Source organism: Pseudoclavibacter helvolus (assembly GCF_014191305.1).
Classification (GTDB): domain Bacteria; phylum Actinomycetota; class Actinomycetes; order Actinomycetales; family Microbacteriaceae; genus Pseudoclavibacter; species Pseudoclavibacter helvolus.
Genome location: NZ_JACHWJ010000001.1, coordinates 1 through 13,541, shown reverse-complemented (window position 1 = coordinate 13,541; position 13,541 = coordinate 1). Strand labels below are relative to the sequence as shown.

Here is a 13,541-nt window from a genome sequence, read left to right as displayed (position 1 = left end):
CACCTCCACCGCACGCCCCAACGAGAAGGCCCATGCCGCAGCGCAACTTCGTCACCCATCCCCTTGTCCTCCGCGAGCTCACCGTGAGTCGAGTTGTCGACGTGACGCCGCGAATGCGTCGCGTCACGCTCACCGGCCCGCAGCTCCAGGAGTTCACGAACTCCGGCTTCGACCTGCCGGAGTTCGTGAGCACGGGGTTCGATGATCATGTCAAACTGGTCTTCGCCGACGGGGGCCCGATCGCCGAGGCGCTGCCCATCCAGCGCGCGCACTCGATCGACTGGACCGACAGCGGGGTCACGCTCACGCGCGACTACACTCCCCGCCGCTTCGATGCGGCGCTGGGCGAACTCGAGCTCGACTTCGTCCGGCACGGCGATGGCCCGGCGGCAACCTGGGCTGAGGCCGCAGCTGTGGGTGACTCCCTCCACATCGTGGGCCCTAAGTCGTCGCTTGTGCTGCCGTCCGACGTCGAGTGGATGCTGCTCGCCGGTGATGAGACCGCGCTCCCGGCCATCGGTCGCTACCTCGACGAACGACCTGGCGACGTCCCGGCGATCGTCATCGTGGAGGTGCAGGACGAGCACGCCATCCAGCAGCTCAGCATCCGCGACGGCGACGAACTGCGCTGGGTCGTCGCCTCGTCGGGCGCGGAGAGCGCCCTCGTGGGCGCCGTCATGGCACGCGAACTCCCCGCGGGCACCGGGTACGTGTGGGTCGCGGGCGAGAGCCGCTCTCTACTCCCGCTCCGGCGCTGGTGCGCCCGCGACCGCGGCATTCCGAAGACCCACGTCAACATCACCGGGTACTGGCACGCGACCGAGCAGGCGGCCCAGGCTGTCCCGGTACTCGAGACGGCAGATGCGGCACGGCAGCATCCGCTCGAACTCGACGAGCTCCTCTCTCCTGTCCCATGGTTCGCCGCGCGGGCCGCGCTCTCGACGGGTCTCTTGGATGCCGTCGCGAGCACCCCACGTCCGATCGCGGCCCTCGCGGGCGACCTCGCGCTCGACGAGGGCGGCGTCCGGGCCCTGGTGCAGGCCCTCGCCGCGTTCGATGCGGTGCGGGTCTCCACGGGCCTCGTGGCCCTCGGGCCAGCCGGCGACGTGATCCTGGAAGACGAGCACCTCCGCGAGAGCCTCGACGACGCTGTCGAGGCCGAGCTCCTGCTGTCGCTCGCACACCTGGCGGACTCCCTGCGAACGGGAAGGCCGCCGTACCTGACCGCCAACGGTGCGACGCTCCGTAGGCGCTCCGCCGACAGTTTCGCTCGACTGCAGGAGAAAGTCGAGGCGGCAATCGGCTTCGACTTCGTCGCCAGAGGAGTCACGGGCCTGCAGACGCTGAGGGAAGCTCATGCGGTCGCCGTGACGGGGCCGGGAAGCGTCGCCTTCTCGAACGCGCTTGCCGGTGCGACACGGGTCACCGTTGTCGGCTCGCTCCTCGAGTTGGACGCGGCGCGCAAGTCACAGCCCGGCAGCGAGTTCGAGGCCGCCGAGAGCTTCGGCGCTACTGACGCGGACGTCGTTGCCTCGGCGCTTGCCCTCGCGCAGCGCACCGACGAGGAAGCGGTCGCGTTCCTCACTCGGTTGGCCGAGCGGGCGGGTGCCGCCGTCATCATCGAGCTGTTCCAACCCGAGAGCTCGGCGCCATCGGCCCACGCGGCCGAGCACGCGCTCCTCGCCTACGCCGCCACGGGGACCCCGCCACGGAGCCTGCAGGACCTCGAGTCGCTTGCCAGGAGAGCTGGCTGGCGACTCGTCCGCGCGACGCCGCTCGGATGGGACCACGAGGCGCTCGAGCTGCAGCGCCCGCCCGCGAGCTGAGGCCGACTACCGGTCGGAGACGGCCTCGAAGTCGCCGCGGTCGCGGGCCGCGAGCAGCTCGGCGTAGTCGAGCCCCGACTGCTCCGCGTAGCCGATGGCCCACTCCGCCATCGCGTCGTCAAACGAGCCGCTCTTGCCGAGGTACCCCGCGATCATCGGCGCGATGGGGCTCTGCGCGTGGGCTCTCGCCAGCAGGGTTCCGCAGGCCTCCACGTACTTCGTGAACTCGGAAGAGTTGAGCTGTTCAAGCTCGACCGAGCCCTTCATGTCGCGGAACTGGCGCACGTAATAGTCGCGCAGCACGCCGTCCTCCCCCTCGAACCGCAGATAACCGAGGAAGGGGTCGGAGACCGCCTGCAGGATGCGTTGGCAGCTGACGACCCGGTAGCCCTCGCCGAGCTCGTCGTACTCCTCGCGTGATCGAGCCTGCAGGAGGCGCCTCGGATCGACGTCCCCGTAGGTCTCGAGCACCGATGCCGGCGCTTCCTTGACCTGTAGGACAAGCGCCTCGCCCGCCGGACCCGTCAGGATCAGGATGAAGCATCGCGTGCCGACGCTGCCGACCCCCACTGCCCGCCGAGCGACGTCCGTGAGCGTGAAGTTGCCGAGCAGGAAGGCCACGTCGGTGCTCACCGTGGCGCGGTACTGCTCGAACAGCTCCTCGACGCGCGACTCCGCCTCGGGTGAGACGTGCATCATGACGGGTGGGTTCTCGACGATGAGCCTCGTCCCGTCCGCGGCACGCTCGGTGAGCTTGTCGACGAACTTCTGCGAGGTGCGCTTCCTCGCGCTTTTCGTCGCCTTCGCGAGGACCTCCTGCGCCTCGGTCCGGAACGACGGATGTGCCACATCCGTGTCGAGTCGCAGGTAGTAGCGGTCGAGGGCCGAGTGGCCAACCATCTCTCGCATGCCCTCCCGGTAGGCGGCCGCGGCCCGCCGGGCTGCCTTGCGCGTCTTCTCCTCGGTCAGCCCGAGGTCACGAGCGCCGACGACGACGCTCGCCACGAGCCGTTTGAGGTCCCACTCCCACGGCGCCGATGCCGCCTCGTCGAAGTCGTTGAGGTCGAACACGAGCGTGCGCTGGGGCGACCCGAACAGCCCGAAGTTGCTGAGGTGCGCGTCGCCACACGCGACAACCTGGATGCCCGTGCTGACCCCCTGCGCGAGGTCGTGAGCCATGATCGCGGCGGTCCCGCAGTAGAACGTGAAGGGGCTCGCGAGCATCCGCCCCATGCGCAGCGACACAAGGTCGGGCAGCCTTGCCGCGTTCTGCTCTGCCAGGATCGCCCCAGGCTCGCGCTCCCCCGCGACGAAGATCGCGTGTTCGACGTGCGGCTGCGTCTTGCGGAGCGCCTTGCCGGCAGCGTAGAGCTCGTCGCGGGTTGGCCGAGGCGCGCGATCGCGCTGCAGGCGGCTGAGGTGTGTCGGCATCGGGGAAGGCCTTCCTCGTCAGGGTGTCGGGCTCGAGCCCGATCCGGGCCAGTCTCTCGTGAATGGGTGAACGCCGGTAGCCGGAACTGGCGAGCGCGTCCGACGGTTACGACACGATGTCGTACGTCACCCAGGGAGTCTGCTTCGCAACGGCGTCGTAGAGCCGCCGCGCGGTCGTGTTGTCCTCGGCGGTGATCCAGCGCACGACGCTCAGTCCTGATTCGCGCGCGTAGTCGCCGAGATGCATGAGGAGCGCCTTGCCTGCCCCACCTCCGCGCACGGTTGGCGACGTGAAGAGGTCGTCGAGGTAGAGTCCCGTCGTCGCGGACAGGGGCCTCGCGAAACGACGCACGTGCGCGATCCCGCCCAGGCGCCCTTCTTCGTCGACCGCGACGAAGCCGTGCGTCTCGTGGGCCTCATCACCCAACCACGACCAGACGACGTCCAGTTTCGACTCGTCGGCGGGGACCCTGTAGAACTCCCGATAGCCGCGATACAGCTCACGCCAGGCCGGCTCGTCCAGCGAAGTCACGGGGCGCACGTTCCAGTCAGTCATGCAGTCAGTCTCCACCCGCCGCGGCCGCGCATGGAAGTCGGCCGCATATGAAGGCGACCCTGAACAGCTCGCGGTTGGACGTACCAGTCGCAGAGACGTAGAGTCTCCGCCGTGGATCTGTTCAAGTACCTCCGCCCAGCCTCGACCACACCCCAGGCCGAGCACCAACCGCACGGCGTTCACAACCCGCGGGAGACCCTCCGCGCCAAGACCGTCGAACTCATCAGGCCCGGCTTCGTCTCCCTCGACGAGGCCCTCGAAACGGCAGGCTCGTTCGCCGAGGACGAGGCGCTGCCCGTTCGTGCTGACGAGATCGAGCGCATCGTGACCGCAACCTGGGACGACCTCGCCGACTGTCAGCGCGACTGGTCAAGCGAGGGCGACTACGAGAAGCTCCGCGCTGCCTTCGCTGACCTTGAGCGGGCTGGCGTCGTCGCCCGCATGAACTTCGCCTGCTGCCAGGACTGCGGGCACGCCGAGATCGAAGCCGAGAAGACCGCAGACGGGCAGACCGGCTACGTCTTCTTCCACCAGCAGGACGCAGAGCGCCTGTCCGGGGACGACGCGCAGCTCTTCCTGGCGTTTGGCCTCTTCACCACGCACGGCGCGAGCACTCCCGAGGAACGTGCCCTGGCGGCTCGCCAGCTCGGCCTCCTCATCGCAACGACGATGCGCAGCAACGGGCTCGCCGTCGACTGGGACGAGCAGGCGTCGAGCCGAATCGCGATCTCAATCAGCAACTGGCGAAAGCGGCTCCCGCTCGTCAGCGCCTGAGTTCGGCATTCAACGCTCGATAGCTCCAACGCCTGGCCCCGATCGCGGGGCAGTCCTCCCCAACTCCTGTCTGAAAACCGGCATCTCGGCGGCACGCTCGCTAGGCTGACGGCCAGACAACCCCAGGGGGATACGCAGAGTGACTGACGCAGGAGCGGGCAGACAAGCCCAAAGGCCACGGTTCCCGAAGACGCTGGGCGATCTCACCGACCCGAGCAAATGCCCGTCGTGCTTCGAGACCTACGGGGCGCCAGGAAGCTCATGCGCGCACTGCGGCTTCACTCGCGACCAGGCCGTCATCGGCCATCTCCTCGAGCTTGGAGCGCAGGCCAGGGACCCGTTGCTCGCCCGAGGTGAGTTCATCGTCGCCACCAACGAACTGGCGCGCGCCAAGGCCGCCGACGTGCGCCGCGCCGAGCAGGCACGGGCCGAGGAGAACCGCCGCCAGCACGCGCTTCAGGAGCACAAGCAGGGCAGCGACGCCGTGCTCGCCGCCGACCACGCGAAGCTCCTCGGCGGCGCCGTAGGCCATCTGGGAGCCGACGTCGCTTCCGGCTCAGCGCAGGCCTCGGCCCCAGCGCAAGTCCAGGGCCCGAGCCAGAGCCAGGGCCAGGGCCAGGGCCACCTTGCCCCTCGGCAGCACCCGCACGCGAGTGCTCAGCCATCCCAGAGTGCGCAGCCCGCGCATCCGCTCGCCCCCGCGCAGTCGCCGGTCGACCGCTGGGCCGCCCAGCACGCCGGGCAACGGCAGGGTCCGCCCGCGCAGCACCTGCCTCGCGCTCAGCCCTCTCAACCAGAGCGGCCACGGCGCTCGAGCGTGCAGCTGTTGCTGCTTGTACTCGGCATCGGGCTCCTCAGCATCGCCGCGATCGTCTTCCTCACCTTCGCGTGGGTCGTCTTCGGCGTCGAAGTCAAGGCGGCCATCACCGCCGGGGTGACCCTCGCGGTCATCGCAACCGCGAGCCTCCTGAAGCGCCGCCGGCTTTCGGCCACGGCCGAGGGCATCGCCGCACTCGGCATCGTGCTCGTGATCCTCGATGTGTGGGCCGTCCAAGCCACCGGTCTGTTCGGCGCTGATTCGGTTCCAGGGACCCTCTACTGGGGTGTTGGACTGCTCGTCGCGACCGCGGCCTTCGAGGCATGGCATCGCCTCGCCAGCCTTCGAGCCCCCGGCATCGCCGCAAGCCTCACGTTGCTCCCGGCAATCGCGCTCACCGTCGCCGGAGTGACCTCCGCGATCCTGAGCCCCGTCCAACGCCTCGTCCTTGCGCTTGTGCTCGCCGGGGCGGCGTCCGGACTGCACGTCCTGCTGCGAGTCAAACAGCCAGCGCAGCTCGCCCCTGGGGCGACGCCGAGTGCTGCGAACTCGTTCAGCGACGCCACGCCGCGATCGCTCGAGCGATGGATCCTCGCCGTGACCGGCGTCGTCGCGCTGACCGGGGGCGTGCTCGCGGGCGTGGCTGCCGCGACGGGCGACGAATCGTGGCTCGGCTACGTGGTCCTCTTCGCTCTCGCCGCGGCATCTGCGGCGCTCCTCGCCTGGCTCGTCAGCCGAGAGCGCGGCGCGCTCGGCGGCCGCAGCCTGCTCATCTCGCTCGGGGTGCTCACTGCCCTCGCGCTTGGTGCCGTGCCGCTCGGTTTCGTCGGGCCGATCCGCCTCGCGCTCTCGCTTGCCCTCATCCCGATCGCGCTCGCCGCCGCCCAGGTGCTCAGGGCGCGGCTCGCCGCATCTCAGCAGCCAGAGGCCACAGCCCTCCAGCTCGCAGTCACGGCATTGACGTGGACGACTCTCGCCGCCGCCATAGTCCCGGTCATCTCGCTTGCCGTCAACGTCCTTCACGTCGACTACCTTCTTGCGCTGGTGGGCGCCGACCAGGCCGGGATGGCGGAGGCCTTCGCTGGTGCGGAAAACGGCACCTGGTGGGCCATAGCAAGCGCCGCGGTGGGCCTCGCGGGTGCGACCGGCATCCTGCAGCTCGTCCCCGGGCGGATGCAGCAGCTCACGCCCGCGCTCACGGCAGCCGGATCCTTCCTCGCGCTGTGCGCCGCTGGCAGCGTCCCCGGCCCGCTCGGCGTCACGATCGCGAACCTGACGATCGGCGCCGGGGCGGTTATCGTCGCGATCCTGCTCGCAAAGCGCTCCGCCGCTGACAGCACGGAGAGCGCACAGCCCAAGGCTGCGTTGCGCGTCGTCCTGCAAAGCACTGCCGCAGTCGCCATCCTCGCCGTGGTCGGCTCTGGGCTCGCGCTGCCACCGCTTGAGATCGCCGCGCTGGTGGCCGCCGCAGCCCTCACCTTCTGCCTCCGCTTCTCCACGAGGACGCCGGCTGCGGCGCTTCGGCCGGTGCTCACCGCACTTACGGCAGTGCAGCTGCTCGCCGTGCCGCTGCTCGTCGCCTTCGTGCGCGACGCATGGGGCTCGTCGAGCGCATCCGGCACCAACCTCGCCATCACCTGCGCGTATCTCGGCATCGTCATGCTCCTCACCGCGACGCTGCTGCTCCCGAGGCCGTGGCTCGCTGCTGCGGAACGCACGTTGCTCGCCTACTCCGCTGCGATCCCCGCGCTCGTGGCATCGTTTGCCCTCCTCGCACTCGTTCGGTCGACGGCCAACCGCAGCGACGCTGACGCCCTCCTCACCGACGCCGTGTGGCCACTCGGCGCGCTCTGGTTCGCGAGTGCCGCCTTCGGTGCCCTGCTCTGCGTTGCGATCGTCGTCGTCGCCCTGCGCCGACCACGGGAGCCGGATGTACCTGCGGTCGCGCCGCTCCTGGCCGTGCTCGCCCCGTCGCTCTGGGCGACGCTCGCGGCAGTGGTCACCTCGTTCGTGACGACCCAATACCTCCCGGCCGTCGCGGCGTCGCTCGGTGTCGCCGCAGGCGCCCTGACGGCAGGCGGAATGCTCGCCGCACGGCTCCGTGGCGCACCGGCCGCACGCGCTCTCCCTGCCGAGCTGGCTGCCGCTGCGGTCGCGGTCGTCTCGCTTGCAAGCACCCCGATCTTCACGAGCGCGTTCGGCCAGCCGGCGGGAGCCCAGTACTTCACGGCGACGATCGCGGTTTCCGCGCTCGTGCCGATCCTGCTCGCGCTCTCTCCCTCTGGCCTGTTCCAGGCGCGAGGCAGAGCGTTCCTGGCGTGGATCGGTGTCGGCCTGCTCACCCTCGCCTGGTACGTGTTCGCGATCGCGACCCCTGGTATCCGCACTTCGGAGGCCTTCCATCTCCCCGCCGGGGCTCCGCTTGTTGTGGCCGGACTGCTGCTCTGGTGGTTCGGCAGGGCGCGCAAGGCCGGCGAACCGGCACGCGCGTCCGCCTCCGTGCTCGCGGCCGGCCTCGCAGTTTCGCTTGTTGTCCCCGCCATCACCTCGGCCGACACTCCCGCGAGCACGCTGCTGTACTTCATCGTCGGCACAGCCCTCGCACTCGCGGTCGCCGTGACGGCGACCCTGGTGCGCGTTCCCGTCCACGCGCGTCCGCTGCTTGTCTCGTTGAGCTCATCGGCGGGAGGGGTTGCCGTGCTCGCAGCGCTCGCGCACGTCGCGGCCAACCTGACGGGCGACGTCAATCGAAGCGGGATCTTCACCGGCCTGCTCACGAGCGTGGAGGCATTGCTCTGGCTCACTGCATGCGTGCTGCTCGTCGGCGCGGTGACCTGGCTGCTGCTCCGCCCCGTCTGGGCAGACGACGAGGCCAGGGCACGTCGCAAGCTGCTCGTCGCGCTCCTGACGGCGCTCGGCGCCGCCGTTGCCACCGGCGTCCTCCTCATGACGCGGTTCGAGAGTGGTCTTCTCCTGCTGGGGCTCGCACTGCTGGCCTCAGTCGTCGCCGCCGGACTCCCCGCCAGACTCGTCAGCCCGACTGGGCGCGCAGGCATCGCCCTCGTGGGATTCCTGGCCCTCGCATCGCAGAGCCTCTCCCTCGCGATCTGGACCCCGACCGCGCCCACCAACATCTGGGTCGCGCAGCAGACGGGCACAACACTGTTGCTGGTCGGGATCGTCCTTGCAGCCATCGTCCTGGTCGCCCGCCTGAGTGTCGAAGCGGGGCTCCTGACGAGACTCCCCAGCTACGCGTCCGGGCTACTGGCGGCGTGGATGCTGGTGCACCACGTTCAGCTCATCGACCTCGAGAGCACGAACCCGATTCAACTCGTCGCGACCGCCGGCGTCATCGGCGCCCTCACCGCCATGCTCGGCGTGCTCCTGGCCCCGCACGGGATACGTCGGGGCGACGGAGTTGCGCTCCGCGCGCTTGGGCTCGGCACGGCGCTCCTCGGAACCCTGCTCGCGCCGGCCGCCGCCTCGGCCGCGCCCGGCGAAGGGTTCGAAAGCTGGACCCCGTTCCCCCTCGCGGTCGCCCTCTTCGCCGCGACGTCCATCGTCTCCAGTGGGCAACTCGGCGCGCGGTCTCCCTACGCCGTGCTGCGCTACTTCGGCGTCCCCGTCCTCGCACTCGCTTGGGTGTGGGAGGTCCTCGCGAACTGGGACGGAGCATCCATCTTCGTCGCCTTCGGAGGCGCCTTCCTCGTGCTCTTCGCGGCGGGAGTCGCGACTGCGAGATTCGACCGACAAGGGAGCGAGCCACGGGCATCCAGCGTCGAGAGCCTGCTCTGGCTTGCCGCCGCCCCAGGTATCTGGCTCAGCGCGGGAGCCATCGCCGCCGTCGCCCAGCCGCTCGACCCCGCGGAGTCACGCGTCCTCGCGCTGTCGGTGCCCGAATTCGCGCTTGCACTCCTCACCCTCGCGCTCGTCGTCGTCTGCGCCGTGGTGCCCGTCGCCGGGTGGCTGCGCGCATCGGTGAATGCCCTCGGAGTCGGTGCGTCGATCTCGGCGGCCGTGCTCGGACCAGCGCTTGTCCTCGCGGTCCAGGGGCCGCTGACTCCGATCGCGCTCCCGGTCTGGGGTGTCCTCCCGGCGTGCCTCGTGCTGCTCTTCGCGAGCGCACTCTGGCGCCGCCAGCACCAGCTCGAGAACCCGCGGCTCGCGTCCCTCGCGTCCACGGTGCTCGTGCCACTGGCCGTCGCCGCACTCGTGGTGTCCTCACTCCCGAGCATCCTGCGCAGCGAAGTCTCCAACACCCAGGCGCTCGCGCTCACCTGGGTCGTCGCGCTCTGTGCGCTTTCGCTCACCGCTCTCCTCAGGCCGGAGCTCCTGCCGACGCTGTCGGGGGCCAATCGGGTGCCAGGCGGCCCGCAGTCGCTGCGCGTCCCCGTTCTCGCGCTCTCCGCCGTGGCCCTCGTCGCCTTCACCGGCGTCGTACAGAGCGAGGGCCCTGTCCGCTGGCTTGAACTCGCGACGGTGCCACTCGCCGCAACCCTCCTCGCAGGCGGGGCGCACTTCCTCGCGATCCGGCCGACGCTCCGCAGCTGGCCGGCGCTGGCCCCCGGGCTGGCTCTGCTCTTGGTCCCGAGCTACCTCGCCCAGTTTGCAGACTCCGAACCGTGGCGCCTCATCGCGCTTGGCCTCATCGCCGTCGCGGTGACGATCTGGGGTGCGGTCGGCCGCCTGCAGGCGCCGCTTGTCCTGGGCGCGATCATCACCGTGCTCCACGCCGTCACCGCATTCCGGCAGCAGCTCGCCGTCGTCGCGGGAGTTGTGCCCTGGTGGGTGTGGCTCGCGCTGGCCGGCACAGTACTCGTGGTCATCGCCACCACGTACGAGGCGCGGCTTCGCGACGCCAAGCGCGCCGCAGCATCCATCCGCTCGCTGCGGTGACGCTACCGGCTGTCAGCTCTTCGCGTGCGGGCGCAACGCCTGCAGGTCAGAGCTGGCAGCCGGGGCACCAGTAGAGCTTGCGCGCCTGCATCTCCTCCAGCGCGATCGGCGTGCCGCATACGCGACACGGCTCCCCCGCTCGGCCGTACACCCAGTGCCGGTCCTCGCGGTTCTCGAGGGCCGCCGCCTTCGCCTTGCCGCGGAGCCCGTCGATCGTCATCATCTGGCCGACCTCGACACCGATCTTGAGGAGCTTCGTCCAGTCACGCCACAGCTCCCTGAGCTGCTCATCCGTGAGCTGCGACGTCGGCGTGTGCGGGTTGATGCCCGCCCGGTAGAGCATCTCCGCCCGGTACACGTTGCCGATCCCGCTGACGATCTGCTGGTCCATGAGCACGATGCCGATCGGCGTGCGCTTCCCGCGAGCTCGCTCGAGGAACCGCGCCTCGGCCTTCGCGCCACGGTCGACGAGCGGGTCAGGGCCGAGCTTCTCGATGCGGGCAGCGACCTCGTCGCCCGTCATGAGCTCACACGCCGTCGGTCCGCGCAGATCTGCGCACGTCTCCGCCGTGAGAAGGCGAAGCCGCACGGCGCCGACAGGCTCAGGCGGCCACTGCGAGAGCTCCTGCTCGCGCTCCGCCTCCGCCATCTTCAATCGTGTGCGCCGCGGGGCGCCGATGCTCGACAGGGAAGTCTCGCCGCGCGAGTCCTCGATCGTCACGCCGGGACGCTTGCGCGAGTACTCCCCCGTCTGCCCGAGCGTCGTCGAGACCTGGCCAGAGAAGTCCCACGCCCCGTAGATTCCGAGGTGCACACGCAGCCAGACGCCGCCGTCGAAGCGCGAGAACATGTGCTTGCCGACGGCGAACGTCTCGACCATCTCACGACCGTCGATCTCCCCGGCTCCCTCAGCGAAACGGCCTTGGGGCGAGGAAGCGGCCACGACTCGCCCGGCAAAGTTCGCGGTGAACTGGCGGGCGATGCGGTGAACGGAATGACCCTCAGGCATTCCCCGCCGGTGTCTCCGACTCCACCATCGGGGGTACGACGGTACCAACCGCGCCGAGCATCGACTTGCCGGCGATCTTGCCCGTCTGCTCGTACTCTGCCAGCTGCGAGATGCGACGCAGGTGACGTTCTTCGCCAGGGAACGGCTCGGCGATGAAGATGTCGATGAAGCGCAGCACGTCGACGATCTCGTGCTGCCTCGCGCCGATCGAGATCACATTGGCGTTGTTGTGCTCGCGGGCGAGCTGCGCCGTGGCGTCGCTCCATGCCAGCGCGGCGCGCACCCCTGTGACCTTGTTGGCGGCGATCTGCTCGCCGTTGCCAGAGCCACCGAAGACCACGCCAAGCGACTTGGAGCCATTCGCCCAATCGTTGGCGACGGCCTGAGCGGCGTTGATGCAGAACGAGGGGTAGTCGTCGAGCGCGTCGTACTCGGCGGGCCCGTGGTCGACGACCTCGTGGCCCTGGTCGCGCAGGTGCTCCTGCAGCTGCTGCGAGAACTCGAGGCCGGCGTGATCCGTGGCGACGTGAATGCGCATCAGTCGAACACCGGTCCACGCGTGCGGCTGCGCTTGAGCTCGAAGAAGCCGTCGACCGATGCGGCCATGACAACACCGTCGAACAGGCGAAGCGCCTCCTCGCCCTTCGGTGCCGGGGAGATGACGGGGCCGAAGAACGCGACGCCGTCGATGGCGATGATGGGGGTACCAACCTCGTCGCCGACACGCTCCATGCCGGAGAGGTGGCTCGCGCGGTACCGCTCGTCGAACTCGCCTGCATCGGCGCGCTCGACGATGGACTCGGGAATCTCGAGCTCCGCGATGGCCTCCTGCAGCACCGCGTCGCGGTCCTTGCGTCCGCCCGGGTGGATTCGCGTGCCGAGCGCGTCGTAGAGCGCCTTGACCTTCTCGTTGCCGAGGTCCTGCTCGACACCGGAGACGACACGGCCGAGGCGGGACGTTCCCTGCAGCATGTCGCGGTACGACTGCGGGATGTCCTTCTCCTCGTTCAAGAGCTCGAGGCTCATGATGTGCCAGGTGACATCGAGGTCACGCTGACGGGCGACCTCGTCGATCCACCGCGAGGTCATCCAAGCGAATGGGCAGATCGGGTCGAACCAGAAATCTACTTTGATCGGTGCGGGCATACGCATAAGCCTACTCGGCAGGACTAGGCTGGCCGCGCCGCAAGCCCGGAACCCCCGGGCACCTGACACCAAAGGAGCTGGAATGCCCGGAGAGAACCTGACTCGCGCTGAGTCGGTCGAGCGTCGAGGAGTAGTGCTTGGTGTCGAGCACTACGACGTCGCCCTCGACCTCACGACGGGTCCTGAGACGTTCCGTTCGATCACGACGGTGACGTTCTCGGCGGTTCCGGGTGCGTCCACCTTCATCGACGCCATCACCCGCCAGGTGCACAGCGTTGTGCTCAACGGCGAGGCGCTCGACGTCGCGGCGGTCAACGACGGGGTGCGCATCCAGCTGCCGAACCTGGCCGAGCACAACACGCTGACCATCGACGCCGATGCCATCTACATGCACACGGGCGAGGGACTGCACCGCTTCGTCGACCCTGCCGACGGCGAGGTCTACCTCTACTCGCAGTTCGAGGTGCCGGATTCCCGCCGCATGTTCTCGGTGTTCGAGCAGCCCGACCTGAAGGCGAACTTCTCCTTCCACGTCACGGCCCCCGCCTCCTGGCAGGTCATCTCCAACGAGCCGTCACAGGCCCCTCAGCCCATCGACGATGAGCGCGCCGTCTGGCACTTCGCGACCACGCCGCGCATCTCGAGCTACATCACGGCGCTCGTCGCGGGTCCGTACACGGTCGTGCGCGACGAGCTCACCTCCATCGACGGACGCACCATCCCACTCGCCGTGTACTGCCGTGCATCCCTCGCGCCGAACCTCGACGCCGACAACATCTTCCGCACCACGAAGCAGGGCTTCGAGTACTACGAGAAGGCGTTCGGGGTTCCGTACCCGTTCACGAAGTACGACCAGCTCTTCGTCCCCGAGTTCAACGCGGGCGCCATGGAGAACGCGGGATGCGTCACGTTCACCGAGACCTACGTGTTCCGCTCGAAGGTCGCGGATGCGGTGCGCGAGCGCCGCGTCGTCACGATCCTCCACGAGCTCGCCCACATGTGGTTCGGCGACCTCGTCACCATGAAGTGGTGGAACGACCTGTGGCTCAACGAGTCGTTCGCCGAGTTCATCTCGACGCTCGCGAC

At 69.3% G+C, this 13,541-nt stretch carries 9 protein-coding genes; 4 read left to right on the top strand and 5 right to left on the bottom strand.

Features of this window, described 5'->3' with window-relative positions:
* The first annotated feature begins 32 nt into the window (after positions 1-32).
* Positions 33-1,826, top strand: a complete 1,794-nt coding sequence (locus tag FHX72_RS00045; RefSeq protein WP_183622288.1) for a siderophore-interacting protein — start codon at positions 33-35, stop codon at positions 1,824-1,826.
* Positions 1,827-1,832: 6 nt separating this feature from the next.
* Here the strand turns inward: FHX72_RS00045 and FHX72_RS00040 are convergent, their stop codons facing one another.
* Together FHX72_RS00040 and FHX72_RS00035 are read right to left on the bottom strand one after the other, a co-directional pair.
* Entirely contained in the window at positions 1,833-3,257 is a 1,425-nt protein-coding gene (locus tag FHX72_RS00040; protein WP_183622286.1) for a DUF2252 domain-containing protein, read from the bottom strand.
* A 106-nt stretch (positions 3,258-3,363) separates the two neighbouring features.
* A complete protein-coding gene (locus FHX72_RS00035; RefSeq protein ID WP_183622284.1) occupies positions 3,364-3,813 on the bottom strand; it encodes a GNAT family N-acetyltransferase in 450 nt (149 codons plus the stop codon).
* A 111-nt stretch (positions 3,814-3,924) separates the two neighbouring features.
* On the opposite strand from FHX72_RS00035, the gene FHX72_RS00030 reads away from it, so the two are divergent.
* Together FHX72_RS00030 and FHX72_RS00025 are read left to right on the top strand one after the other, a co-directional pair.
* Complete coding sequence (locus FHX72_RS00030; protein WP_068492991.1) at positions 3,925-4,587, top strand: DUF6891 domain-containing protein; 663 nt, start codon at positions 3,925-3,927, stop codon at positions 4,585-4,587.
* A 139-nt stretch (positions 4,588-4,726) separates the two neighbouring features.
* Positions 4,727-10,300: a proline-rich domain-containing protein gene (locus FHX72_RS00025; RefSeq protein WP_183622283.1), complete on the top strand. Its 5,574-nt coding sequence runs from the start codon at positions 4,727-4,729 to the stop codon at positions 10,298-10,300.
* A gap of 46 nt (positions 10,301-10,346) precedes the next feature.
* Here FHX72_RS00025 and FHX72_RS00020 read toward each other — a convergent pair whose 3' ends face one another.
* The 3 genes from FHX72_RS00020 to FHX72_RS00010 are packed head-to-tail and all read right to left on the bottom strand — an operon-like array spanning position 10,347 to position 12,455.
* Positions 10,347-11,309 (bottom strand): Fpg/Nei family DNA glycosylase, encoded by a 963-nt coding sequence (locus FHX72_RS00020; RefSeq protein WP_068482869.1) that lies wholly within the window; start codon positions 11,307-11,309, stop codon positions 10,347-10,349.
* On the bottom strand, positions 11,302-11,847 hold the full coding sequence (locus FHX72_RS00015; RefSeq protein ID WP_068492983.1) for a ribose-5-phosphate isomerase: 546 nt from the start codon (positions 11,845-11,847) through the stop codon (positions 11,302-11,304). Before FHX72_RS00015 ends, FHX72_RS00020 begins: the two co-directional genes overlap by 8 nt.
* A complete protein-coding gene (locus tag FHX72_RS00010; protein ID WP_068482875.1) occupies positions 11,847-12,455 on the bottom strand; it encodes a mycothiol-dependent nitroreductase Rv2466c family protein in 609 nt (202 codons plus the stop codon). The genes FHX72_RS00015 and FHX72_RS00010 overlap by 1 nt, the downstream gene beginning before the upstream one ends.
* 82 nt (positions 12,456-12,537) lie before the next feature.
* Here FHX72_RS00010 and FHX72_RS00005 point away from each other — a divergent pair.
* On the top strand, positions 12,538-13,541 hold a 1,004-nt coding region (locus FHX72_RS00005), incomplete at its 3' end, for a M1 family metallopeptidase (protein WP_244963947.1).

Excerpts from the sequence above, each read along its gene's own strand:
- FHX72_RS00045 (WP_183622288.1), top strand. The coding sequence starts at position 33 with ATGCCGCAGCGCAACTTCGTCACCCATCCCCTTGTCCTCCGCGAGCTC.
- FHX72_RS00040 (WP_183622286.1), bottom strand. The coding sequence starts at position 3,257 with ATGCCGACACACCTCAGCCGCCTGCAGCGCGATCGCGCGCCTCGGCCA.
- FHX72_RS00035 (WP_183622284.1), bottom strand. The coding sequence starts at position 3,813 with ATGACTGACTGGAACGTGCGCCCCGTGACTTCGCTGGACGAGCCGGCC.
- FHX72_RS00020 (WP_068482869.1), bottom strand. The coding sequence starts at position 11,309 with ATGCCTGAGGGTCATTCCGTTCACCGCATCGCCCGCCAGTTCACCGCG.
- FHX72_RS00015 (WP_068492983.1), bottom strand. The coding sequence starts at position 11,847 with ATGCGCATTCACGTCGCCACGGATCACGCCGGCCTCGAGTTCTCGCAG.
- FHX72_RS00010 (WP_068482875.1), bottom strand. The coding sequence starts at position 12,455 with ATGCCCGCACCGATCAAAGTAGATTTCTGGTTCGACCCGATCTGCCCA.